Here is a 25,134-nt window from a genome sequence, read left to right as displayed (position 1 = left end):
GAGGCCTGCCTCACGGAGCGGGACGACTTATGACCCGGGCCCGTACCGGCTGATACAAAAGGAAAAAAACCATAAAAAACAGGGAGGAAACGAATATGGCTGAAACAAAAGACAAGGCGCTCATCAAAGGCGGCGCATTTCTCATCGAAGACATCGACGCGGATCAGGTGTTCACGCCGGAGGACTTCACGGAAGAGCATAAGATGATTGCAAAGACAACGGAGGAGTATGTCAAAAACGAAGTGCTTGCGGTCATCGATAAGCTGGAAAACCATGAATTCGAAAACTCTGTGCGCCTTCTGAAATCGGCAGGTGAACTCGGCCTTCTCGGAGCCGATATACCGGAGGAATATGACGGATTCGGGCTGGATAAAATTTCGTCGGCGCTGATTACCGAAAAAATGTCCGTCGCCGGCGGTTTCTCCATCACCCATGGCGCCCATGTCGGCATCGGTACGCTTCCGATTGTTCTTTTCGGCAACGAAGAGCAGAAGCGCAAATACCTGCCGGTCTCGGTGACGGCTGAAAAAATCTTCGCATACGCACTGACCGAGCCGGGGTCCGGATCAGACGCACTCGGCGCGCGTACGACAGCCAAGCTCAACGAAGCGGGAACACACTATATCCTCAACGGTGAAAAACAGTGGATCACGAACTCCGGATTTGCGGATGTCTTCGTCGTCTATGCCAAAATCGACGGCGAACACTTTACCGCCTTCATCGTCGAGAAAGATTATCCGGGCGTATCCGTCGGTGCGGAAGAAAAGAAGATGGGGATCAAGTCTTCTTCGACACGCACATTGATCCTTGAGGATGCGGAAGTGCCTGTGGAAAACCTGCTCGGCGAAAAGGGCCGCGGCCATGTGATTGCATTCAACATCCTGAACATCGGGCGCTATAAGCTTGGTGTCGGCGGTGTCGGCGGTTCCAAGCGCGCGCTTGAGCTTGCCATCAAATATACAAATGAGCGCCAGCAGTTTAAGCGCAGCATCGCATCCTTCAATCTGACCAAAGAAAAGATCGCAACACTTGCATCCGAATTGTATGCAACGGAAAGCCTGATCTACCGAACGGTCGGCTACTTTGACGACCGCATGGGACAGTTGAGCGAAGAAGAGCAAAAGGACGGCCGCAAAATTGCAGAGGCCATCGCGGAATATGCCATCGAATGTTCCATCAACAAAGTCGTCGGATCCGAAACGCTTGACCATGTCGTTGATGAGGCTGTCCAACTGCACGGCGGTTACGGCTACATGCAGGAGTATGAAGTCGAACGCGCTTACCGCGACTCCCGCATCAACCGGATCTTCGAAGGCACGAACGAGATCAACCGTCTGCTCGTGCCGGGCACGTTCCTGAAAAAAGCGATGAAAGGGGAGCTTCCGCTTCTCCAGAAGGCCCAGTCGCTTCAGGAAGAGCTGCTGATGATGATGCCGGAAGAACCGGGCGACGAAGCGCTTGCACAGGAGAAGATCCTCGTGAAGAACGCGAAGAAAATTGGTCTCCTTGCTGCCGGCATGGCCGCCCAGCGATTTGGCACCAAACTCGAAGAAGAGCAGGAAGTGCTCGTCAACATCGCCAATATCGCGAATGACGTCTTTGCCATGGAATCCGCTCTGCTCCGTTCGGAGAAGGCGATCCGCCGTGAAGGGGAAGAAAAATCCCGCCAGAAGGTCCTCTACACAGAAGTCTTCTGCCAGGAAGCGATGCAGCGCATCGAACAGGAAGCAAAAGAAGTGCTCATCGCTTCTGTCGAGGGAGACAACCAGCGCATGATGCTGTCCGCACTCCGTAAGCTCACCCGTTACACGCCGAAGAACCTGATCCCTCTGAAGCGCGAAGCGGCTGACAAACTAAACGAAGCCATGAAATACACAGTCTGAACCGGTTATCCCGAAATGCCCGGCCTGCTTCAAGCAGAACGGGCTTTCTTTTTGTTATACTTGTCCCAAGATAAGAAGCAGGGAGGCAAGGTTATGGCAGTCACCTATTACGGATACCCCAAATGCACCACTTGCCGCAAGGCAAAAAAGTGGCTGGATGAGCACGGTGTGACCTATGATGAATTTGATATCAAAGAAGCCCCGCCATCGGAGGAACAGCTCCGGGAAATCATCTCGGGAAGCGGTCTTGATCTGAAGAAGTTCTTCAACACAAGCGGAAAAGTCTATCGCGAAAATGGACTCAAGGACCGTCTGCCGGAAATGTCGGAAGACGAACAAATCCGTCTTCTCGCTTCGGACGGGATGCTTATCAAGCGTCCGATCGTCTACGATGGCGAAAAGGCAACCGTCGGATTCCGTGAAGCGGAATTTGAATCCGCGTGGAGTTAAGCGACTATTGAGTTTCCTGCCGCCGTATGGCAAACTGAAATGGGTGGATAATTTTTTGCTGGAGGGGTCAGAATGAGCACACCAACAGAACTTCGCTATTCCGAAGAACACGAATGGGTTAAGACGGAAGACGGCAAGGCGCGAATCGGGATCACACACTTCGCACAAGCTGAACTCGGCGACATCGTATTTGTCGAGCTGCCGGAAGTCGGCGCAGAAATCAAAGCGGACGAGCCTTTCGGCAGTGTTGAATCCGTGAAGACGGTTTCCGAGCTGTATGCACCAATCAGCGGCACAGTGGTGGAAGTAAACGAAGAGCTGGAGGACAATCCTGAATTCGTGAATGAATCCCCTTATGAAAAGGCATGGATGGTCATCGTTGAACCTTCTGATTCTTCCGAAATCGACAAGCTCATGTCCGCCGAACAATACGATCAAATGACGCAGGGCTGACCTGCATTCAGGAAACGCCGGCATCTTCCGGCGTTTTTTGCATCTTCTAATACAAAGGACCGCGACCGGAATCGGCGCCTGTTCCGGATGCGGCCCGATATTAAACGGTGTGCTCGCGGAGGGATCAGGATGACCGACAAAGTGATCATCGTCGAAGGCAGCTCAGACAGGAAACGCCTTGCACCGCTACTGGATGAGCCGGTGGACATCATCTGTACAAACGGGACGGCAAGCCCGACAAGGATAGAAGAACTTCTTGAACCTTATGAGGGCGCGGATATCTTCGCGTTTTTTGATGCGGACCGTTCCGGGGAGAAGCTGCGCGCGCTCCTCAGGAGGGAGTATCCGGAAGCCCGTCATCTTTATACGGACCGGGTCTACCGGGAAGTTGCGACCACGCCGCTCCGGGTGCTGGCTGAGGAACTGCTATCGGCAAACATCGAGATCAAGACCGAATTTCTGCTGTAAAGGATGAGCAAGGTGGAAGAATGGAATCTGCAGCAATTTGAAGAAGCATCAAAGAACTCGGCCACAGCCGCTTTTTATCTCTATACTCCCCTTTGCGGGACGTGCCAGGTCGCATCGAAGATGATGGACGTTGTGGAAAAGCTGCTCCCCGAAATCAGCCTCGGCAAGGCGGATCTTAATTATCACGAGGAGGTGGCCGCCAAGTATGGGGTGGAAAGCGTGCCATGCCTCCTGGTCGCAAAAGAAGGCCGGCCGGTGGAAAAAATCTACGCCTTCCGGTCGGTTCCGCACCTGTATGAAAAATTAAGTTGACGCAAAAAGGTCGCTGTGATATAGTTTCATGCATCAGTCATCCGCTCCGAGGATGAACATAAACGAATACGGAATACTCTTATTGAGAGAGGCGGAGGGACGTGCCCGATGAAGCCCGGCAACCGTCACGGAAACGTGAAATGGTGCCAAATCACTCAAAGCGCAAGCGCTTTGGCAGATGAGAGGAAATGCTCCGACCGGAAAACGGAATCGGTTGCGCGACCTGTCTGCCTTTACGCGGACGGGTCTTTTTAATGCAGAGGTGACCAAATGATTAAGCTAGAACAACTGACCAAGCAATTCCGCCTATCCAATCGGACACTCAATGCCGTCGACGAAGTCGACCTCGAGATCCTGGAAGGCGAGATATTCGGAATCATCGGCTACAGCGGTGCCGGAAAAAGTACGCTGATCCGGATGCTGAACGGCCTGGAAAAGCCGACGGCCGGCCGGGTGACGGTAAACGGCATGGAGATGTCGTCGATCTCCGGAGCAGATCTCAGGAAGGCGCGCCAGAAAGTCAGCATGATCTTCCAGCACTTTAACCTGCTATGGTCCCGCACGGTTGCGGAGAATATCGCTTTCCCGCTGGAAATTGCCGGTGTGAACAAGGCGGAGCGGGAACCGAGGGTACGTGAGCTCGTGCGCCTGGTCGGCCTGGAAGGAAGGGAAGATGCTTACCCTTCCGAGCTATCGGGCGGACAGAAGCAGCGCGTCGGGATCGCGCGGGCGCTTGCCAATGAACCGGATGTCCTTCTATGCGACGAAGCCACTTCAGCGCTGGACCCGGAGACGACCGATTCGATCCTCGATCTCCTGACGGACATCAATAAAAGACTCAACCTGACAATCGTCCTCATTACACACGAAATGCACGTGATTAGGAAAATCTGCCATCGGGTTGCCGTTATGGAGGCGGGGCGCGTCGTCGAGATGGGCGATGTGCTCCAGGTGTTCCGATCGCCGCAACAGCCGATCACGAAGCGGTTCGTTTCACAGGTGACCGAATCGCAGGATGCCAAACAGGCGATCAGCCAGCTGATCCGGGAAAACCCGGATGGTACACTGATCCGTCTCGGTTTTGTCGGCGAGCGGACAGGGGAGCCGGTGCTTGCCCGTCTTATCCGCACATTCGACATCGATGTGAACATCCTGCAGGCCAATGTCTCGCAGACACATGGCGGGACATTCGGCTCCATCATCCTGAATCTGGTGGGAGAGGATCAGGCGGTTGCAGAGGCAGTGGAATTCCTGCACTCCAAAGACGTGGAAACAGAGGTGATTGATCGTGATTGAACAGCTGTTTCCGAATGTGGACTGGGAGAAAATGTGGGAGGCGACGCTTGAGACGCTTTATATGACGGCGGTCGCCACATTGTTCACCTTTCTGATCGGGCTTGTACTCGGCATCCTTCTTTTCCTGACGGGACCAAAGGGGATTTACCAGAACCGGATTTCGAATCTGATCACGGCGGCATTTGTCAACATCTTCCGCTCGATTCCGTTCATCATCCTGATAATTTTGCTGATCCCGCTTACGAAGCTGCTGCTCGGCTCAATTCGGGGGCCCAACGCGGCACTGCCTGCACTGATCATCGGATCCGCTCCGTTTTACGCACGGATGGTCCAGATTGCCCTGGCTGAAATCGATAAGGGTGTGATCGAGGCGGCCCGGTCGATGGGAGCCACTACATGGACGATCATCCGCAAAGTCCTCTTGCCGGAATCCATGCCGGCACTGATTTCAGGTATTACTGTAACGGCCATCGCGCTTGTCGGTTACACGGCGATGGCCGGCATCATCGGGGCCGGCGGACTGGGGAACCTCGCTTATCTTGACGGTTTCCAGAGAAGCCGGACTGATGTCACACTCGTTGCCACCATCCTGATCCTCATCATCGTCTTCGCGATCCAGTGGATTGGGGACATTCTGGTCAAACGGGTGGACAAGCGCTGATATTGCACATCGTGTATCAAAACATCTAAGGGGGAAATGATCATGAAGAAATTTGCAGCAGGACTACTTTTGGCAACAGGCACACTCGCTCTCGCCGCGTGCGGTACCGGCGGGGATAACGCTACTTCCGGTTCATCAGAGGCTGGAGAAGGCGGTGGAGAGGCAAAAGAACTCGTTGTCGGTGCCTCCAACGTACCGCATGCCCTCATTCTGGAAGAAGCAAAGCCGCTTCTTGAGGAAAAAGGCATCGAGTTGAAAATTGAGACCTATCAGGATTACGTACTTCCGAACGAGGACCTGGAATCAAAAGAGATTGATGCGAACTACTTCCAACACATCCCTTACCTTGAATCACAGATGGCTGACCATGGTTATGACTTCGTCAATGCTGGCGGCATCCACATCGAACCGATCGGCATTTATTCCAAAAAGTACAAATCCCTTGAAGATCTGCCTGACGGTGCGACGATCCTGATGAGCAATTCGGTCGCGGACCACGGCCGGATCCTTTCCATGCTGGAAGCCCAGGGCCTCATCAAACTTGATGAGGGAGTCGACAAGACCAAAGCAGAGGTCAAGGATATTGCAGAAAATCCGAAAAACCTTAAATTTGACGCAGATTATGAAGCGTCCTTCCTCCCGCAGCTCTACAACCAGGATGAAGGGGATGCAATCCTCATCAACTCCAATTATGCAATTGATGCAGGACTCAACCCGCTTGAAGATGCGATTGCACTCGAAGATTCCGAATCTCCTTATGTCAATGTGATTGCTGTCCGAAGCGGCGATGAAGAAAAAGGGGAAATCAAGGCACTTGTAGACGTACTCCGCTCCAAAGAAATCCAAGACTTCATCGTCGAAGAATGGGACGGCTCTGTCGTGCCGGTTGACGAAAAATAATCTTTAGAAGAAATCAGCACCCACGAGGCCGCTGCTGCCGGGAATCCGAACTGGAATCCCGGGGCGGCGGCCTTTTTATGCCTGTCTGTCATTTCCTGTTGTATCCGCTAACAAGACAATGTATTCTGAATATGTGGCCAAGCCTTCTAACCGATGGGGGAGTGTGGTAAAGTGGTCACATCAAAAAAACAACTGTCTTTTTAGGGGGAACATCTATCATGAAGAAAATCGGCCTGCTGGGCCGGATCGTCATTGCCATTGCGCTGGCGGTCGGTATCGGCTCGCTTCTCACCAAGATCCCGGAAAAGTACGGGCTCTGGTTCGTAGAGCTCGGAGCAACATTTAATATGCTGTTCGGCGGATTCCTCAGTTTCGTTGTTCCGCTGATCATCATCGGATTTATCGCACCCGGCATCGCCAAACTCGGAAAAGGGTCTGCCAAGATGCTTGGATTGTCGACGGGCTTGGCCTACCTTTCCACTATCGCGGCCGGGATACTGGCGTTTTTCGTCGCTTCAAACCTTCTTCCCGGACTGATCGGAAACCCGGCAGCCGAGCAGATCAGTGATCCGTCGGAAGCATTGGCTTCGGCACTTTTTGAGCTTGAAATCGAGCCGGTCATGGGAGTCCTTACAGCCCTGATTTTCGCATTCCTGATGGGAATCGGGATGGCTGCTACGGGCAGCAAGACACTGCTCTCTGTTTTTGATGAATTTCAGCAACTGATCGAGAAGACGATCAGCAGCGTCATCATTCCGCTGCTTCCGTTCCACATCTTTGGCGTCTTTCTCAATATGACTTATGCCGGGCAGGTGGCGAGCGTCCTCTCGGTGTTTGCCATGGTGTTCGTGCTGATCATCGCCATGCATCTGTTCATGCTGCTCATCCAGTACACTGCAGCGGGTGCACTGACACATCGCAATCCGTTCAGCCTTTTAAAAATCATGGCACCGGCGTACTTCACGGCGCTCGGCACCCAGTCGTCTGCGGCGACAATCCCGGTGACAGTCCGCCAGGCACGCAAAACAGGCGCTTCCGATAAAGTGGTCAATTTCACTGTGCCGTTGTTTGCCAACATCCATTTGTCGGGAAGTACCATCACACTGACAACCTGTGCAATCGGTGTCATGCTCATGAACGGTATGCCTGTATCCATCGGCCCGATGATCCAATTCATCGCCGTTCTGGGTGTAACCATGATTGCCGCACCCGGCGTACCGGGCGGTGCGGTCATGGCGGCGCTCGGACTCCTTTCATCGATGCTCGGCTTTACCGAGCCGATGATTGCGCTGATGATTGCCCTCTACATGGCGCAAGACAGCTTCGGCACAGCGACGAACGTCACAGGCGACGGCGCGCTCGCCATCATCACCGACCGCTTTGCAACTTCGACTGACACAACTCCTGCAACACCTGCAGGAACGAAAACCGTCTGATTTTTCCTGTTTGGGCGTTCCCATATCGGGTACACTAAAAGGGAAACCAAACCGGCTAAGGCCGGCAATATCGAAAGGAATGGTTCATTATCGACCCCATGAGGCTCGAGTATACGGATAGGATGGCACAATGTTTCCGGAGTGCACACGGCATCGGCTATGAAGATTACCGCATGAATCCGAGGCTGCAACTGAAAGTGGAAAAACAGAGGGAGCGGGAATACGCCCTTAGCCAAAGCTTCGGTATGAGGCCGGAGACGGGAAGCCACCACCAACGACAATGACTGATCAATAATGAACCCGTGCAAAAGGACCGGCGCTTTCAGCGGCGGTCCTTTTGTTAACCTGATTTCCATTCTCAATCGGCAGCTGATAATTGAAAATGGCTTTCAATAAGTGATGACCCGTCCAAGGAACCTATGAATAATAGGCTTTCTGCGATTATTGGGGAGTTCCGCAGAACCTGTCTAAATGATTTGCATGCGCCCCCGCTTTCAGTTAAGATTAGAATGATGATAAATAAGGATGGCATTGCCATACCATACTGGAGGTATTCGGATGTCTACTCTCGAAATCAAAGGTCTGCACGTCGAAATTGAAGGCAAAGAAATCCTGAAGGGCGTCGACCTGACAATCAATACAAATGAAATCCATGCTGTCATGGGACCGAACGGGACGGGTAAATCCACGCTCGCATCGGCCATCATGGGGCATCCCAAATATGTAGTCACTGCAGGTACAGTCACACTTGACGGCGAAGACGTCCTTGAAATGGAAGTGGACGAGCGGGCCAAAGCGGGCCTCTTCCTTGCCATGCAGTACCCGAGTGAAATCTCCGGCGTGACCAATGCCGACTTCCTCCGTTCCGCCATCAACTCGCAGCGTGAAGAAGGCGAGGAAATCTCGCTTATGAAATTCATCCGCGAGCTGGACAGCAAGATGGAAACACTTGAAATGGATCAGGAAATGGCACAGCGCTACCTGAACGAAGGTTTTTCGGGCGGTGAGAAAAAGCGCAATGAGATCCTTCAGCTCATGATGCTGAAGCCTAAATTCGCCATCCTTGATGAAATCGACTCCGGTCTCGACATCGATGCGCTGAAAGTCGTCTCCAAAGGCGTTAACGAAATGCGCGGGGAAAACTTCGGCTGCCTGATCATTACCCACTACCAGCGTCTCCTAAACTACATCACGCCGGATCATGTCCATGTCATGATGCAGGGCCGTGTCGTCAAATCCGGCGGTCCGGAACTTGCCCAGAAGCTCGAGGCACAGGGCTATGACTGGATCAAGGAAGAACTCGGCATCGAAGATGAAACTGTCGGACAAGAAGCTTAACGGAAGGGGACAAACGAAATGACGGTTGAAATGAAATTGGCATTGACCGGCGAGGACGTGCGTTCCTATTCGGAATCGAACCGTGAACCTGAATGGCTCGCGGCAAAGCGCTCCGAAGCCTATCAACTTGCTGAAACACTCCAGCTGCCGAAACCGGACAAGACAAAGATCCATAACTGGAACTTCACCGAGTTTCCGGTACATGCAGTGCATGACGAGCCGCTGACGGGTCTTGCGGAGCTTCCGCAAGAAGCGCGTGCGCTCATCGATATCGAGAACCAGAAAAACATCTATGTCCAGCGGAATAATACGCCGGCCTACCTCAAGCTGTCGGACGAACTGAAAGAGCAGGGCGTGATCCTGACCGATATCTTCACGGCTGCGCGCGAGCATTCCGACCTGGTGCAGAAATACTTCATGGACGATGCAGTCAAAGTTGACGAGCACAAACTCACGGCTCTGCATGCCGCATTCATGAACGGTGGCGTCTTCGTCTATGTGCCGAAAGGCGTTGAAGTCAAAGAGCCGGTACAAGTCCTGTTCCTGCACGAAGGCGAAGAGGTTTCCCTCTTCAACCATGCAATTATCGTGGCTGAAGAAAACAGCGCATTGACGTATGTTGAGAACTACCTGTCGCTTTCAAAAGACTCGAAAGGGCTTGCCAACATCATCTCCGAGGTCATCGCGAAAGATGGCGCGAAAATCACATACGGCGCGGTTGACGTGCTTGCTGAAGGATTTACTTCCTACATCAACCGCCGCGGGGTCGCCGGCCGTGACGCTACAATCGAATGGGCGCTCGGTCTGATGAACGACTGCGATACAATCTATGAGAACGTGACCCACCTCGTGGGCGACGGTTCGGTCAGCCACTCCAAATCTGTCCTGGTCGGACGCGGAACGCAAAAACAGAACGTCACAGCGAAGACTGTGCACTGGGGCAAGGGCGCGGAAGGATTCATCCTCCAGCACGGCGTCATGAAGGATGAGGCGTCAACGATTTTCAACGGAATCGGAAAGATTGAGCACGGTGCATCGAAGTCGGATGCCGTTCAGGAATCACGCGTTCTCATGCTGAGCGAAAAGGCCCGTGGCGACGCAAACCCGATCCTTCTGATCGATGAGGACGATGTGACGGCCGGCCATGCGGCTTCCGTGGGCCGTGTCGATCCGCTGCAGCTCTATTACCTGATGAGCCGCGGGATTTCGCGCGTTGAAGCGGAGCGCCTGATTGTCCATGGTTTCCTGGCGCCTGTCGTCTCCCAACTTCCGATTGAAGGCGTCAAGAAACAATTGTCGGAGGTTATTGAAAGGAAAGTGCGCTGATGATCACTACAGAGATCAAAAAACGCTTCCCGATCCTCGACCAGGAAGTAAACGGCCATCCGCTCGTCTATCTCGACAGCGCGGCCACTTCCCAGAAGCCGGATGTCGTGATTGAAGCGGTCAAACGCTACTACGAAAACGATAACTCCAACGTCCACCGCGGTGTCCATACACTGGGCAACCGGGCGACCGATGAATATGAAGGCGCGCGTCAGAAAGTCGCGGACTTCATCAACGCATCGTCGGTCCAGGAAGTGATCTTCACCCGAGGAACGACAACCTCGATCAACCTCGTCGCCCAAAGCTACGGGCGGGCGAACGTGTCGGAAGGGGACGAAATCGTCATCACGATGATGGAGCATCACTCCAACATCATTCCGTGGCAGCAACTGGCCAAGGAAACGGGTGCGACACTAAAATATGTCGACCTCGAAGATGACGGGACCCTCTCGCTCGATAAAGTGCGGGAGACGATCACCGACAAGACGAAAATCGTCTCGGTCATGTATGTCTCAAACGTGCTGGGCACGAAAAACCCGATCAAGGAGATTGCGGAAATCGCCCACCAGCACGGGGCGGTGATGGTGGTGGACGGCGCACAGGCCGCGCCTCACCTGAAGGTTGATGTACAGGACCTGGATTGCGACTTCTTCGCTTTTTCGGGCCACAAAATGTGCGCTCCGACGGGTATCGGGGTCCTGTACGGCAAAAAGGCGCTTCTTGAAGACATGGAGCCGGTGGAATTCGGCGGCGAAATGATCGACTTTGTCGGCCTTTATGAATCAACATGGAAAGAGCTTCCGTGGAAATTCGAAGGCGGCACGCCGATCATCGCCGGCGCCATCGGACTCGGGGCGGCCATCGATTTTCTGCAGGAGATCGGCCTCGACAACATTGACCGCCATGAAAAGCATCTTGCAGCTTATGCCATGGAAAAGATGTCGGAAATCGATGGGCTCACGATCTACGGTCCTGCCGACCCGGATCTCCGTGCCGGCATCGTGACTTTCAATCTCGACGGAGTGCATCCGCATGACGTCGCGACGGTTCTTGATATGAACGGGATCGCCGTGCGTGCCGGCCATCACTGCGCCCAGCCGCTCATGAAGCGCCTGGATGCGACCGCGACGGCGCGGGCAAGCTTCTACGTGTACAACACGGAAGAAGATGTCGACCGCCTCGCTGATGGGCTCCGCATTGCAAAGGAGTATTTCTCAGATGTCATCCATTAATCTCGACCAGCTGTACAGGCGGGTCATCATGGACCACTATAAAAATCCACGCAACAAGGGGGAGCTGTCCGACGGCGGCCTCACCATCGACATGAACAACCCGACTTGCGGAGACCGGATCCACCTGACGATGCAGGTGGAAGACGGAATCGTGAAGGACGCAAAGTTCGATGGCGAAGGGTGCTCGATCTCGATGGCATCCGCGTCGATGATGACGCAGGCGATCAAGGGCAAATCCGTCGGCGACGCAGTGAAGATGTCCAAGTCGTTTTCCGACATGATGCTCGGCAAAGACCTGGACGATAGTCTGGATCTCGGGGATATCGAGGCGCTTTCCGGCGTCTCCCAGTTCCCGGCCCGCATCAAGTGCGCCACCCTTGCTTGGAAGGCAATGGAAAAAGGCGTCGGCGACGACGTCAATCCAAACTGAACGGAGGAACAGTAATGGCTAAAAACATGCCGGAAATCGGCGATTATAAATACGGCTTCCACGACAAAGACGTATCGGTTTTCCGTTCGAAGCGCGGTCTGACAAAAGAAATTGTCGAAGAAATCTCCAGGATGAAAGAAGAGCCCCAGTGGATGCTCGACTTCCGCCTGAAGGCACTCGATATTTTCTACAAAAAGCCGATGCCGATGTGGGGCGGCGATCTCAGCGAGCTGAACTTCGATGAGATCACGTACTATGTCAAGCCGTCGGAAGCGACTGAGCGCTCCTGGGATGAAGTTCCTGAAGAGATCAAGCGTACATTTGACAAGCTCGGAATTCCGGAAGCGGAACAAAAGTACCTTGCCGGTGTATCGGCGCAGTACGAATCCGAAGTTGTTTATCACAACATGAAGGAAGACCTTGAAGAGTTGGGCATCGTGTTCAAGGACACAGATTCCGCGCTCCGTGAAAACGAGGAGCTCTTCAAGAAGTACTGGGCAACAGTCATCCCGGCGTCGGACAACAAGTTCTCGGCACTGAACTCGGCTGTTTGGTCGGGCGGCTCATTCATCTATGTCCCGCCGGGTGTGAAAGTGGATACGCCGCTTCAGGCGTATTTCCGCATCAACTCGGAAAATATGGGGCAGTTCGAACGTACTCTGATCGTCGTGGACGAAGGGGCGAGCGTCCACTATGTGGAAGGCTGCACGGCGCCAGTCTACACGACGAACTCCCTCCACTCGGCGGTTGTTGAAATCATCATCAAGAAAGACGCCTATTGCCGATACACGACGATCCAAAACTGGGCGAACAACGTCTACAACCTCGTCACGAAGCGCGCAGTCGCCGAAGAAAATGCGACGATGGAATGGGTTGACGGCAACATCGGTTCGAAACTGACGATGAAGTATCCTGCGGTCATCCTGAAGGGCGAAGGCGCACGCGGCATGACGCTGTCCATTGCACTGGCAGGGAAAGGCCAGCATCAGGATGCAGGCGCGAAGATGATGCACCTCGCCCCGAACACGTCTTCGACAATCGTTTCGAAGTCGATCTCGAAGCAGGGCGGCAAGGTTTCGTACCGTGGAATCGTGCACTTCGGCCGCAAGGCGTCCGGCGCGCGTTCCAACATCGAGTGCGACACGCTCATCATGGACAACCAGTCCACGTCCGACACGATTCCATATAACGAGATCCTGAACGACAATATCTCCCTCGAGCACGAAGCGAAAGTTTCGAAAGTATCCGAAGAACAGCTCTTCTACCTCATGAGCCGCGGCATCTCGGAAGAAGAAGCGACGGAAATGATCGTCATGGGCTTCATCGAGCCGTTCACGAAAGAACTTCCGATGGAATACGCGGTCGAAATGAACCGCCTCATCAAGTTTGAGATGGAAGGTTCGATCGGTTAATCGCTAGTCAAACCATATACAGCAAGGGGTTTCGGGGTGCTGCAGTTACCTCGAAACCCTTTAAAATTGAAGCCGCATTTTTATCGGTGTAAAGAGCGAACTTTTTTGAGTTCGCCCTTTTCAATTTTTTGAGTGGTGTCCGAACCGACGACTGACATACTTGATGCTTGTTCCAGCTTCTGAGAGCAGGACGGCGTGGGTGTGCCGGAAAACGTGCGTTCCAATGGCGGAGTGAAGCAGAGAATCCGAGACACCTGCGGGAAAAGCGTTAGCCGAAGACCCCGGGGATGTGGCACACCACTCCGCTTTAGTGTTGCGCAACGCTCTGCGATGCGCACAGACTCCAGTTTCCGTACTGGCGCCGTCACGAAGAACGGCTCTGTGCTCAAAAGCGTTAAAGCCCTCAGCGGAAATACGGAGAATATTATGAAGAAGAAAAAACTGCAGACAAGGGAGTCATATACTCACTTTGTCTGCAGCCTGATACCGTTGCCATTACTTTGGCAACGGTTTTATATGTACGAACTCAGTCTTATCTATTTGTCCAGATAGCACTGAATCTCAATATTTGACTGATTCATGCTTCTCAACATGGACCACTTTAATTTTCTTGGATATGCGCGTTTTATAGATCACGGCCAACAGGATAAACCAGGCAGGCGTCACCATCAGGGATATCCGGGTATCTTCCGCAATAGCGAGCACGACCAGGACAAAAGCGAGGAAAGCAAGGATCATATAGTTGGCAAACGGATAAAGCGGCATCTTGAATTTGTTTGCCTTTGCCAATTCCGGCCTGGTCTTACGGTATTTCAGATGACTGAGAACAGTGATTCCCCAGATGAAAATAAAGCAGACGGTGGAAATGCTCGTGATCAGAGTGAACACGCCTTCAGGTATGATGTAGTTCAAGATGACGGAAATGAGGATCACACCCGCCGAGAAAAACAAAGCGGGAGACGGCACTTTGCGCCGGTCCAGTTTCGCGAACTGCTCCGGTGCATCTTGTTCCTTCGCAAGGGAATAAAGCATCCTGCTTGTACTGAAAATGGCACTGTTGCAAGCCGAGGCCGCCGATGTCAGCACGACAAAATTGACAATTGCGGCAGCCGCTGCAATCCCGACGGCGACAAACACTTGCACGAATGGGCTTGCCGCAGGGTCGACGGCATCCCATGGATAGACACTCATGATGACGAACAGAGCGCCGATATAGAAAATGAGGATCCGGATGGGGATGCTGTTAATCGCTTTGGGAAGGACTTTTTCCGGGTTTTCCGTTTCACCGGCTGTGAGACCGACAAGTTCAATCCCGACAAAAGCGAACACCACCATCTGGAACGAGAGGATAAAGCCGCTGATGCCGTTCGGGAACAATCCGCCGTTATTCCAGATATTTGAGAATGCGGCCGTGCCTGCGTCAGTGGTAAATCCTTTGATAATCATGAAAATGCCGACTACGATCAACCCGACAATCGCAATGATTTTGATCAGGGCAAACCAAAATTCTATTTCACCAAAAAGTTTTACGGTCGCCAGATTCATGAAAAGCAAGACGACGAGAGCGATGAGCCCCGGCATCCATTGAGGAATTTCCGGAAACCAATACTGCGAATAAATTCCGATGGCAGTCAGGTCAGCCATGGCAATACAGATCCAACAGAACCAATAGGTCCATCCGGTGATGAACGCTGCCATTTCACCGAAGTAATCCTTTACAAAGTCGACAAAAGAATGATAGTCCAAATTGCTCATCAAGAGTTCGCCGAGCGCTCGCATAATCAGGAACAAAATGATCCCTGTAATCAGATAGGACAGCAGGATAGACGGTCCTGCCAGATGAATGGACTTTCCTGCGCCAAGGAATAGACCGGTGCCGATTGCTCCCCCAATGGCGATCAATTGCACGTGCCTGTTTTTTAAGCCTCGTTCCAATGATTGTTCCTGCATAATTTTCTCCTCCCAAACCTCCAGTAAAAAGAAAAAATGGACATAAGAACGTAATTTCCCGTCTTTGTCCGATTTTTAAAAGATGGTTCTTAATCAAGAAACGCTCTAGTTCAGTACGAGGGTTAGGACTAGTCCTTTCATGCTGAAACGTCGTTCCGGATTGAGTATAAATAATATCGAGATTATCTATATTCAGATAATATTTTTTTTAGAGCTGTTTGTCAATCGGCTTTTTGTACCAGTTCCGTCGCATCTTTACCGTTTGTTTGATCACCAGCTGCATGCGGTAAGGGAGAGGCGAGCGGAAAAGTGGTCGTTTTTTCGTATAGGCTTTTCCTATTTAATACGGGCTTTCCGGCTCTTCAATACGGGTATTGTGATAAGATGGGGCATATGAAAATAGGATGAAGGGAGAGAGGCCTATGATCAGGGTTGGCTTGACCGGATGGGGCGACCACCCGGATGTTTACAGCCCCACCTCCAAGAAAACGGAAAAGCTGAAGGACTACACCGGTCATTTCCGGGTCGTTGAGCTGGACTCGACCTTTTACGCCATACAGCCGGAACGGAATATCCGGAAGTGGATCGGGGAGACGCCGGATGACTTCGGTTTTATCGTCAAGGCGTACCAGGGCATGACGGGCCATCACCGCGGGCGGCTTCCCTATGAATCGGAAGAAGAGATGTTCCGGCTGTTCCGGATGTCGGTCGGGCCGATGCTCGAGGCCGGCAAGCTGCCGATGATCCTCGCCCAGTACCCGCCATGGTTCGACTGCACAAAAGAGAATGTCAGTGCCCTGAGGAAGATGAGAAAGTACCTTGAAGGGCTCGATGTGGCCGTCGAGTTCCGTCATCAGTCCTGGTATTCGGAAAAATACCGTGATGGCACCCTCGACTTTCTCCGCGAGCAGGATTTCATCCATTCGGTATGTGATGAACCGCAGGCGGGAGAGGGCAGCATCCCATTCGTTCCGGAAGCCACCCGCGAAGACAAGACGCTGGTCCGGCTGCACGGCCGCAACACGGCAGGGTGGACGGCAAATGGACGCGATGACAAGAAGTGGCGGGAAGTCCGCTATTTGTATGACTACAACGACACGGAACTGGCAGGGTTGGCTGAAGAGATTTCCGGCATCGCCTCCGAGGACGTCTTTGTCGTCTTCAACAACAACTCGGGCGGACATGCCGCGGAAAATGCCAAGCGGTTTATGGGGATCTCGGGAATTGAAGCGGAACGGCCGGTCGTGCAACAGCTGGATCTGTTCGGCGGGGAGGAGCTTTGATGGAGTTCGTCATCCTGGCCGTGACGGGCCTGTTTGCCGGTATCATCGGGGCACTTGTCGGCCTGGGAGGCGGCGTCATCCTCGTTCCGGCTGCTCTTTATTTCGGCATCACACTCGGTTGGGTTCCGGGGCTGACTCCGCAGAAAATTGTCGGACTATCCGTCATCATGATGATTTTCATCGGGCTATCTTCGACTCTTTCTTATATGAAGACGCGCACTGTCGATTACCGGAGCGGGCTGATTTTCTTCGCGGGCAGCATCCCGGGGACAATCCTCGGGGCCTATGTGAATAAAGGACTGGACTTGCCGTCGTTTAATCTGTATTTCGGCCTCCTGCTCATTTTCCTCTCCGTGCTTTTACTCGTCAGGAAATACCTGAAACCGGTCAGGTGGTTTGTGGAGCATGGAAGGACACGCACATTCAAGGATCAGGAAGGCGCTGTCCATGAATACGGGTATCCCATCTGGTTTGCGGTCATGCTTACGTTTGGTATCGGCTTCGCATCGGGTCTCTTTGGCATCGGGGGCGGCTCGATCATTGTCCCCGCGATGATTTTGCTGTTCCTGTTCCCGCCTCATGTAGCGGTGGGAACTTCAATGTTCATGGTCTTCCTGTCGGCGATCGTCAATGCGGCAAGTCATATCACACTCGGCAATGTCCCATGGCTCTATACGCTGCCGGTCGTGCCGGCCGCATATGCAGGTGCGAAAATCGGAGCGGCCCTGAACAAACGCCTGAACTCTGAAACACTGGTGACTGCACTCCGGATCATTCTCCTGATCACGGGAATCCGGTCCATCTATGAAGGAATATGGGGCTGATTGCACGTTGAAGGAAACCATTCATATTTACCACACGAACGATCTCCACAGCCATTTTGAACATTGGCCGAGAATCCGGGACTTCCTCCTGCAGAGAAAGGCGGTCCACCGGGAAAGGGGTGAGACGTGCTACCTGTTTGATATCGGTGATCATATGGACCGTTCCCATCCTTACACAGACGCTACAAGAGGGAAAGGGAACGTCCTGATGCTGAATGAAGTCGGCTACGATGCCGTCACGATCGGCAACAATGAAGGCATCACTCTGTCTCCGGGAGAATTGTCCGCTCTTTACGAGGAAGCGGATTTTCCGGTCGTGCTGGCCAATTTGTTCACACAAGAAGGAAAACAGCCCGGCTGGACGGTACCGGAAGTCTATCTGACGACCAAATCCGGCATCCGGATCGGCCTGATTGCCGCCACAGCCGATTTCAGCACGTCCTATGAGCGTCTGGGATGGAAGGTGGCCGGTCCGCGCTCCGCGCTTGAGGCGGCAGCACCGCGTGTCACCCGGCAGTCCGATATTCTGATCTGTCTGTCGCATATGGGCTCGTCTGAAGACGACCGGCTTGCGGAACAGACGGACGGCCTGATTGATGTCATCATCGGTGGACATACGCATCACTTGTATCCGGCCGGCAGGGAAGTCGGCGACACACTTGTTGCTGCAGCAGGCAAATGGGGACATTATGTCGGTGAAATCTCACTGACCTTCGACCACGCCAAATCCAAGGTTGTCGGGGCAACGGCGCGGGTCCACGACACGGAGACACTTCCCATCCCCGAAGACGACAAAAGCTTTGATAGGCTGTTAAGACAAAAGGCGGCGGAGCTGTTGTCCGAAACCGTGTTCCTGAATCCAGTGGAACTGAGGGGAGGGTGGGAAGGCCCTACACCGCTTTCCGGCCTGTTCGCCGAGGCTCTCCTATCCCACACAGGCGCGGACTGTGCCATGTTCAATTCGGGAATCTTCCTCGGAGGACTGCGGGAAGGCAATGTTTCCGGATTGGATCTGCACCGCCTCCTGCCTCATCCGATCAACCCGTGTGTGATCACGCTGACGGGAAAAGAGCTCGAAGAGGCCTATGAGTTGAGCCAGAACCCTGAATGGCCGGGAATCCGGCTGAAAGGCCTCGGGTTCCGCGGCGAAAAGATGGGGGCGATGATTCATCACGGAATCAGTCGCGGTGAAAACGGGAAGCTGCTTGTGGCAGGCACCGCTGCAGAGCCGGACCGGGTGTACAGGCTCGCCACCCTGGATCTGTTCACATACGGATTTTTCTTCCCGGCTTTCAAGCAGGCCAGGAAAGAATACTTCATGCCGGAATTTATCCGGGATGTCCTTGCAGGGTACGCCATCCTGAAGTTCGGCGCCCCGCCCTCATAAATCCTTCCCTCTCCCCGTAAGATGGGGCAGGGGGATTATTTATTGAAGTTTCCATACGCGCGCAGGAGGAGGCTGCGACCCGGAGCGGGAAAGAGAAGGCTCTTGCCGCTTCTCCTCCCGTTCGGACTTATCCTGATGGCGGCTTTTTTCTATGCTCTCAATGCCCGGCTAGGACCGGCGCTTGCCGATTACGCGGAAGTGCAGACCCAGAAAATTGCTTCCGAGGTCATTGCGAAGGCGATTGATGCCCGGACAGCCAATGTACTCGACATCAATGATATTATTGAATACGTTCCATCCGAACAGTCGGAAATGGTGACGGCAAAATTGAATACGGAAATCATCAACCGGTTCATTGCGGAAACCCACGGGCTTGTATCGGATCATCTGGAAATGGCAGAAGCGGGTGAGTTGAACACGTTGCCGAAGCTCGAGAACATCGAATACGACGTGGAGACGATGAAGGACAGAGACGGTATTGTGTTCTTCGTCCCGCTCGGGCAGGCGCTTGGAATGCCGATAATCGGAAACCTGGGTCCGAAGATACCGATACGGTTCCATGTCATCGGTGACGTCCATGCCAATCCGAATACGGAAATCCGCGAGTTCGGTATTAATAACGCGCTTGTGCAGGTCGATGCGATCATCCAGGTGAATGTCCGAATTATAGTTCCATTTGCATCCAAGCAGTCGAGAGTCGAGCAGAGGATTCCGATTGCCATCGGTCTCGTACAGGGGCAGGTGCCGCATATCTTCAACAAAGGAGAGAATGTCGATCCACCGTCAATCGAGGTGCCGATCCCGCTTCCGGATGAATAAGTTGCCATTGCAAACTTCATCTCAATCTGATATGATCGGTGACAAGATATAAATAGATTCGATTGGGTAGAGGCCGCAATCGCTTATGAGTAGCACACGTGAGTTTGACAACGATGACCGTGCGTAAAAGGAAGCATTGCCGAAGTGGACCGGAGCAGTCAGCGAAGGTCCGCTGGGGCCATTCCGAACAGGGATGGCACTGTCATGCGGAAAGATCCGTATGGAGAGCTACAGATCGTACGTTGTGATGACTCATTTCAACTGACGAACGTAGTGACGGCCGGCTTCCCTTTGCGCAAACAGCGCAGGGTGCCGGCCGTTTTGCTTTTGCGCAAGGCTCTTACCCCTTCAGAAATTGGAGGAATGAAATCATGTCAGGTACTATTTTCTCAATCCTGCCCCCACTGATCGCCATCGTCATGGTGCTGATCACGAAACGTGTGCTTCTTTCACTCGGCACAGGGATCATCGCAGGCGCATTGATCGTGGCTTCGTTCAGCCCGCTGGAGTCCCTCAAGGCATTTTGGACAGCATTGACGATCACTTTCTGGGACGGCGGGCTGAACACGTATAACATCTTTATTACGCTGTTTGTCATCCTGCTCGGCGTGCTGACCGCATTCGTCAGCCTTTCCGGCGGAAGCCGGGCATTTGCCGATTGGGCGACAAAACGGATCCGGACACGCAGGGGAGCCAGGCTGCTCCCGGTTTTCCTGGGAATGCTCATTTTCGTGGATGATTACTTTAATGCGCTGGCCGTCGGTCAGATTGCGCGTCCTGTCACCGACAGCCATAGAATCTCCAGGGCAAAGCTTGCTTATTTCATCGACTCGACATCTGCACCGGTCTGTGCAATCGCTCCAATTTCAAGTTGGGGTGCCTATCTGATCGGTGTGATCGGAACGATTCTTGCAGGTGCATCCGTTGTTTCGTATTCTGCGCTTGAGGCATTCCTGCTCATGATCCCGATGAACTTTTATGTATTTGCCACACTGGTGTTTGTCTTCTTCGCTGCACTAACCAACTTCGATTTCGGCGAGATGCGCAAGCATGAGCGCCGGGCGATCGAAAAAGGAGAACTGTTCGACCCGAACAAGGAAGTTCCGGGGGAGCTCAAGGAAGAGTTTCCTGTCCACGACAATGGACGAGTCATTGACCTCATCCTTCCGATTATTACACTCGTTGCTGTCACCTTCGGCGGAATGATGCTGACGGGCTATCGGGGCAGCATGGCTGAATATGGCCGCGCGGATATTTGGACCATCTTCGAGATGACCGATGTGCCGCTGTCACTTGTTTCTGGAGGCCTCTCCGGTGTTGCCGTGGCACTGATCCTCTTCCTGACCCAGCCGGGGAAAGGGAACTTCCGGAAATCCGAGTATATCGCACCGGCCATCGTCAGCGGCATCAGGGCCATGATGCCGGCGGTGTCCATCCTGATTCTCGCATGGGCACTTACGTATCTGATCGGAGAACTTGAAACAGGGGCTTTCCTTTCCGGTGTCGTCGAACGTGCAAACATTCCTGCAGAACTCCTTCCTGCGCTCATGTTTGTTCTGGCCGGAATCATCGCCTTTTCAACAGGGACATCCTGGGGATCGTTCGGCATCCTTCTCCCGATTGCGGGAGAAGTCATGCTCAATGCCGCGCCTGAGATGCTGATTGCATCGCTTGCCGCGGTACTGGGAGGCGCCGTTTTCGGAGACCACTGCTCGCCGATCTCCGATTCGACAATCATGTCGTCGACCGGAGCGGGCTCCAACCATATCGACCACGTGGCCACCCAGCTTCCGTATGCTTTGGTAAGTGCCTCCATTGCGACAGTGGGTTATGTAGTCTTGGGCCTGACCGATTCACTTGCGCTGGGCCTTGTGACCGTAACGCTTCTGCTGGCGGCCGTCATTGCTTTCTGGATGCTGAAAGGCCGCGCGGCCACTCCGGCCATGCATGAACATACCGGGAACTAAGTCAAAAGACAGGGTAGCCCCCTGTCTTTTGTTATGCCAATGAAACTTGTCGAAAAAGAAAAAAGACTTTGACTTCATATTTCAGGGTCGTTATACTTACAATAGGATTAGATAATTCAGAAAAAAATAAATCTTCCCGTTTATTTGGTGTTATGGGGGATGGGCGGGGAGAAACATCAAGGGGGATCAATATGGGACAGCGTTCACAATGGGGGACGAGGGCCGGCTTTATCCTGGCTGCGGTCGGATCTGCGGTCGGCCTCGGGAATATCTGGCGTTTTCCTTATGTCGCCTATGAAAATGGCGGCGGGGCATTTTTCATTCCTTACTTATTTGCGCTTCTAACAGCCGGAATCCCGATTCTGATCATGGAATTTACAATCGGGCAGAAGTATCGCGGGTCGGCCCCGCTTTCTTTCTTCCGCATGGAAGGGAAAAAGGCTGAATGGCTCGGCTGGTGGGGTGTATTTGTCGCTTTTGTCATCTCCACCTATTATTCGGTCATCATCGCATGGGCAATGAAATACACGATTTATTCGTTCAACCTACAGTGGGGGGACGATACCACCGGCTTCCTGTTCGGTGAGGTGCTTAACCTGGCGGATACACCGGGACAAGTCGGCGGGTTTGTGCCGGGTGTCCTGATCCCGCACATTCTTGTTTGGATCATCGTCTTCGGCATCCTGTTTGCAGGCGTAAAAAAAGGGATTGAAATGGCAAACCGGATCTTCATTCCGGCTCTCGTCATCGTCTTCCTGCTGATCGTCATCCGGGCGGTTACGCTGCCGGGCGCCCTGACCGGGCTCGAGGCATTCTTTAAGCCGGACCTCAGTCAGCTGGCGAATGGCACTGTCTGGGTAGCGGCCTACGGCCATATTTTCTTCAGTTTATCCATCGCATTCGCGATCATGATCACGTATTCAAGCTACCTGCCGAAGAAATCCGATATTACGAACAACGCCTTCATTACAGGCTTTGCAAACTCCGGCTTTGAGCTGCTTGCCGGAATCGGCGTCTTTGCCGCACTCGGGTTCATGGCTGTCCAGAGCAACGTGCCCGTCGACGAAGTCGCCACGGCGGGAGTCGGACTCGCCTTTGCGGTGTTCCCGCAGATTATCAACGAGTTCCCGGGCATGAATGCCCTGTTCGGTGTCCTGTTCTTCCTGTCGCTCGTACTGGCCGGGCTCACATCGCTCATCTCCATCTGTGAGACGTATGTCGCAGGTCTTTCCGAGAAACTGGGGATTTCGCGGAATAAGGCGGTCCTCTTTGGAGCCGGCCTTGCCTCGCTGATCTCGCTGCTGTTTTCTACACGCGGAGGACTTTACTTCCTGGATGTGGCCGACTATTTCATCAACCAATTCGGCGTCGCCTTCATCGGACTGATTGAGGTCATCGCGGTCGCGTGGATCTTCCGCAAGCTTGACGTATTCAAGGACCATGCCAATCCGATGTCCGATATCCAGATCGGGGGATGGTGGAAGTTCTCCCTCACGGTCATTACACCTTTGGTGCTTGGGTACATGATGTTCGATCTGTTCCGAACGAACCTCGGCAAACGTTTTGACTTTGAAACCGGCAACTATGAAGGATATTCGGATGCTTTCATCCTGGGGGCGGGGTGGTCGGTCGCCATCGCAGCACTTGTCTTGGGCATCCTGTTCACCTTCATTAAATGGAACAGACATGCACTTGAGCCATATGACAGAGATCAATCATAAGGGGGAAGTTCCATGAGCGGATCGGCAATCTTCATGATGATTCTCGGCATTCTGATCATCTGGGGCGGCCTCGCGGCAAGCATTGCGAACGCAGTCGCAAAAGCCAAAAAACGATAAAACGGAAGCGTCCCTTAAATGGGGCGCTTTTTCATGCCTGCCCCTTCAGGCACCTTCCACTGGCTGTTGTCCCGGCTTAGCCATTGTGTTACATTGAAAACAGTGAGCATGTTCAATACAGAGAGAATGGAGCCGATGGCGATGACATCATGCAAGCCGGGAAACGAGCATATCCGAAAGCCGGATTGGCTGAAAATCAAGCTGAACACCAATGACAACTATGTCGACCTTAAAAAGATGATGCGCGAAAAAGGGCTGCATACCGTCTGTGAAGAGGCGCGCTGTCCGAACATCCACGAGTGCTGGGGCGAGAGAAGGACGGCCACCTTCATGATTCTTGGCGCGGTCTGTACGAGGGCCTGCAGATTCTGTGCAGTCAAGACCGGCTTGCCGAATGAACTCGACTTGGCCGAGCCGGAACGCGTAGCCGATTCCGTCGCATTGATGAATCTCAAGCATGCCGTGATCACGATGGTGGCGCGTGATGACCAGCGCGACGGAGGAGCGGGTGTCATGGCGGAAACGATTCGCGCCATCCGCCGAAAGAATCCGTTTACAACGGTAGAAGTGCTCCCTTCAGACCTCGCGGGTGACTATAACAGCCTGAAGACACTGATGGACGCCAAGCCGGACATTCTTAACCATAACATCGAGACGGTTCGCCGCATGACAAAGCGTGTCCGGGCACGGGCAACGTACGACCGTTCCCTTGAGTTCCTGCGCAGGGCCAAGGAGATGCAACCGGAAATCCCGACGAAATCCTCCCTGATGGTCGGCCTTGGAGAGACATGGGAAGAAATTATCGAGACCATGGACGATCTCCGTTCGAACAACGTGGATATCATGACGATCGGCCAGTACCTGCAGCCTACGAAAAAGCATATCGCTGTTCAGAAATATTACACGCCGCAGGAGTTCGGCGAGCTTCGCGAAATTGCTATGACCAAAGGCTTTTCCCATTGCGAAGCCGGTCCACTTGTACGCAGCAGCTACCACGCGGACGAGCAGGTCAACGCAGCTGCACGCGAACGGCAGCGCCGTGGCGAAAGCGAACCAGCCGTCCAATCCTGAAAGAAGGCACAAACATGATCAAGATCGAAAACACCGAGTACGTAGTGATCGAGGATTACCGGGACGCTTTGCAGCAAGAAGCTCTGGAGTCACGCTATAGTGATATCCTTGCCAAATACGACTTCATTGTCGGTGACTGGGGCTATGGACAGCTCCGTCTCCGCGGCTTCTTTGATGATCGCAACCCGAAAGCGACCATCGCGACGAAAATCAGTACCCTTGAGGATTATCTGTACGAGCACTGTAACTTCGGATGCGCCTATTTTGTCCTGAAGAAAGCTCCTCAGGCGAAAGGCAACTCCAAAAAACAGGATGCCGCATCAGAGATCGAACAGGAAGACCCGCAAAACGGCAAATAAGCCGTTGCGGGTTTTCGTCTTGAATGAACTGGAGGAATC

24 protein-coding genes and 2 riboswitches are annotated in these 25,134 nt (G+C 53.3%); of the genes, 23 read left to right on the top strand and 1 reads right to left on the bottom strand.

All coding sequences use genetic code 11. From position 1 onward, the window contains the following. Window positions 1-95 precede the first annotated feature (95 nt). The 14 genes from BLT01_RS11470 to sufB all read left to right on the top strand — a co-directional run bounded on the left by BLT01_RS11470 (window position 96) and on the right by sufB (window position 13,597). Window positions 96-1,883, top strand: a complete 1,788-nt coding sequence (locus BLT01_RS11470) for an acyl-CoA dehydrogenase family protein (RefSeq protein WP_092097857.1) — start codon at window positions 96-98, stop codon at window positions 1,881-1,883. Window positions 1,884-1,976: 93 nt separating this feature from the next. Continuing rightward, entirely contained in the window at window positions 1,977-2,333 is a 357-nt protein-coding gene (locus tag BLT01_RS11465; RefSeq protein WP_092097854.1) for an arsenate reductase family protein, read from the top strand. A gap of 72 nt (window positions 2,334-2,405) precedes the next feature. Then, complete coding sequence (gene gcvH, locus BLT01_RS11460) at window positions 2,406-2,786, top strand: glycine cleavage system protein GcvH (protein WP_092097850.1); 381 nt, start codon at window positions 2,406-2,408, stop codon at window positions 2,784-2,786. Window positions 2,787-2,915: 129 nt separating this feature from the next. Next, entirely contained in the window at window positions 2,916-3,254 is a 339-nt protein-coding gene (locus BLT01_RS11455) for a toprim domain-containing protein (protein WP_092097847.1), read from the top strand. Between the two features lie 12 nt (window positions 3,255-3,266). Next, window positions 3,267-3,566, top strand: coding sequence for a thioredoxin family protein (locus tag BLT01_RS11450; RefSeq protein ID WP_092097845.1), 300 nt, complete (start codon window positions 3,267-3,269; stop codon window positions 3,564-3,566). A 76-nt stretch (window positions 3,567-3,642) separates the two neighbouring features. Next, window positions 3,643-3,751: riboswitch (SAM riboswitch) on the top strand. Window positions 3,752-3,836: 85 nt separating this feature from the next. Continuing rightward, window positions 3,837-4,862, top strand: coding sequence for a methionine ABC transporter ATP-binding protein (locus BLT01_RS11445; RefSeq protein WP_092097843.1), 1,026 nt, complete (start codon window positions 3,837-3,839; stop codon window positions 4,860-4,862). Then, the gene (locus BLT01_RS11440) at window positions 4,855-5,523 is read left to right on the top strand and encodes a methionine ABC transporter permease (protein WP_092097841.1); all 669 of its coding nucleotides are present in this window, start codon (window positions 4,855-4,857) and stop codon (window positions 5,521-5,523) included. The genes BLT01_RS11445 and BLT01_RS11440 overlap by 8 nt, the downstream gene beginning before the upstream one ends. Before the next feature lie 42 nt (window positions 5,524-5,565). After that, window positions 5,566-6,423 carry a MetQ/NlpA family ABC transporter substrate-binding protein gene (locus tag BLT01_RS11435; RefSeq protein WP_092097839.1) on the top strand — a complete coding sequence of 286 codons (858 nt, stop codon included), beginning with the start codon at window positions 5,566-5,568 and terminating at the stop codon, window positions 6,421-6,423. Between the two features lie 218 nt (window positions 6,424-6,641). After that, window positions 6,642-7,859, top strand: a complete 1,218-nt coding sequence (locus tag BLT01_RS11430; RefSeq protein ID WP_092097838.1) for a dicarboxylate/amino acid:cation symporter — start codon at window positions 6,642-6,644, stop codon at window positions 7,857-7,859. Between the two features lie 552 nt (window positions 7,860-8,411). After that, the gene (gene sufC / locus BLT01_RS11420) at window positions 8,412-9,197 is read left to right on the top strand and encodes a Fe-S cluster assembly ATPase SufC (protein ID WP_176765131.1); all 786 of its coding nucleotides are present in this window, start codon (window positions 8,412-8,414) and stop codon (window positions 9,195-9,197) included. An 18-nt stretch (window positions 9,198-9,215) separates the two neighbouring features. Then, window positions 9,216-10,523 carry a Fe-S cluster assembly protein SufD gene (gene sufD, locus BLT01_RS11415; RefSeq protein WP_092097833.1) on the top strand — a complete coding sequence of 436 codons (1,308 nt, stop codon included), beginning with the start codon at window positions 9,216-9,218 and terminating at the stop codon, window positions 10,521-10,523. Continuing rightward, entirely contained in the window at window positions 10,523-11,755 is a 1,233-nt protein-coding gene (locus tag BLT01_RS11410; protein ID WP_092097831.1) for a cysteine desulfurase, read from the top strand. The genes sufD and BLT01_RS11410 overlap by 1 nt, the downstream gene beginning before the upstream one ends. After that, window positions 11,742-12,185 carry a Fe-S cluster assembly sulfur transfer protein SufU gene (gene sufU / locus BLT01_RS11405; protein WP_092097828.1) on the top strand — a complete coding sequence of 148 codons (444 nt, stop codon included), beginning with the start codon at window positions 11,742-11,744 and terminating at the stop codon, window positions 12,183-12,185. The genes BLT01_RS11410 and sufU overlap by 14 nt, the downstream gene beginning before the upstream one ends. 14 nt (window positions 12,186-12,199) lie before the next feature. Further along, window positions 12,200-13,597: a Fe-S cluster assembly protein SufB gene (gene sufB, locus BLT01_RS11400; RefSeq protein ID WP_092097825.1), complete on the top strand. Its 1,398-nt coding sequence runs from the start codon at window positions 12,200-12,202 to the stop codon at window positions 13,595-13,597. A gap of 561 nt (window positions 13,598-14,158) precedes the next feature. Here the strand turns inward: sufB and BLT01_RS11395 are convergent. Then, window positions 14,159-15,547, bottom strand: a complete 1,389-nt coding sequence (locus BLT01_RS11395) for an amino acid permease (RefSeq protein ID WP_092097823.1) — start codon at window positions 15,545-15,547, stop codon at window positions 14,159-14,161. A gap of 422 nt (window positions 15,548-15,969) precedes the next feature. Here BLT01_RS11395 and BLT01_RS11390 point away from each other — a divergent pair, with 422 nt between their 5' ends. From BLT01_RS11390 to BLT01_RS11350, 9 genes are all read left to right on the top strand, one after another. Continuing rightward, a complete protein-coding gene (locus BLT01_RS11390) occupies window positions 15,970-16,830 on the top strand; it encodes a DUF72 domain-containing protein (protein WP_092097821.1) in 861 nt (286 codons plus the stop codon). Continuing rightward, window positions 16,830-17,654, top strand: coding sequence for a sulfite exporter TauE/SafE family protein (locus tag BLT01_RS11385; RefSeq protein WP_092097818.1), 825 nt, complete (start codon window positions 16,830-16,832; stop codon window positions 17,652-17,654). The genes BLT01_RS11390 and BLT01_RS11385 overlap by 1 nt, the downstream gene beginning before the upstream one ends. A 7-nt stretch (window positions 17,655-17,661) precedes the next feature. Further along, complete coding sequence (locus BLT01_RS11380) at window positions 17,662-19,041, top strand: bifunctional metallophosphatase/5'-nucleotidase (RefSeq protein ID WP_245696925.1); 1,380 nt, start codon at window positions 17,662-17,664, stop codon at window positions 19,039-19,041. A 42-nt stretch (window positions 19,042-19,083) separates the two neighbouring features. After that, window positions 19,084-19,860, top strand: coding sequence for a sporulation protein YunB (gene yunB / locus BLT01_RS11375; protein ID WP_245696924.1), 777 nt, complete (start codon window positions 19,084-19,086; stop codon window positions 19,858-19,860). A gap of 59 nt (window positions 19,861-19,919) precedes the next feature. Then, a riboswitch (Lysine riboswitch) is annotated at window positions 19,920-20,099 on the top strand. A gap of 132 nt (window positions 20,100-20,231) precedes the next feature. After that, window positions 20,232-21,827, top strand: coding sequence for a Na+/H+ antiporter NhaC family protein (locus tag BLT01_RS11370; RefSeq protein WP_092097809.1), 1,596 nt, complete (start codon window positions 20,232-20,234; stop codon window positions 21,825-21,827). A gap of 191 nt (window positions 21,828-22,018) precedes the next feature. Further along, entirely contained in the window at window positions 22,019-23,548 is a 1,530-nt protein-coding gene (locus BLT01_RS11365) for a sodium-dependent transporter (RefSeq protein ID WP_092097807.1), read from the top strand. Window positions 23,549-23,560: 12 nt separating this feature from the next. Next, complete coding sequence (locus BLT01_RS11360) at window positions 23,561-23,665, top strand: methionine/alanine import family NSS transporter small subunit (RefSeq protein ID WP_092097806.1); 105 nt, start codon at window positions 23,561-23,563, stop codon at window positions 23,663-23,665. A gap of 141 nt (window positions 23,666-23,806) precedes the next feature. After that, window positions 23,807-24,736 (top strand): lipoyl synthase, encoded by a 930-nt coding sequence (lipA, locus tag BLT01_RS11355; protein ID WP_092097865.1) that lies wholly within the window; start codon window positions 23,807-23,809, stop codon window positions 24,734-24,736. 14 nt (window positions 24,737-24,750) lie between these two features. After that, entirely contained in the window at window positions 24,751-25,095 is a 345-nt protein-coding gene (locus BLT01_RS11350) for a YutD family protein (protein WP_092097805.1), read from the top strand. Window positions 25,096-25,134: the final 39 nt, after the last annotated feature.

This window comes from Bhargavaea beijingensis (assembly GCF_900101985.1).
Taxonomy (GTDB): Bacteria; Bacillota; Bacilli; order Bacillales_A; family Planococcaceae; genus Bhargavaea; species Bhargavaea beijingensis.
Note: the sequence above shows the minus strand (reverse complement) of the source record. Positions and strands in the feature narration are given on the sequence as shown.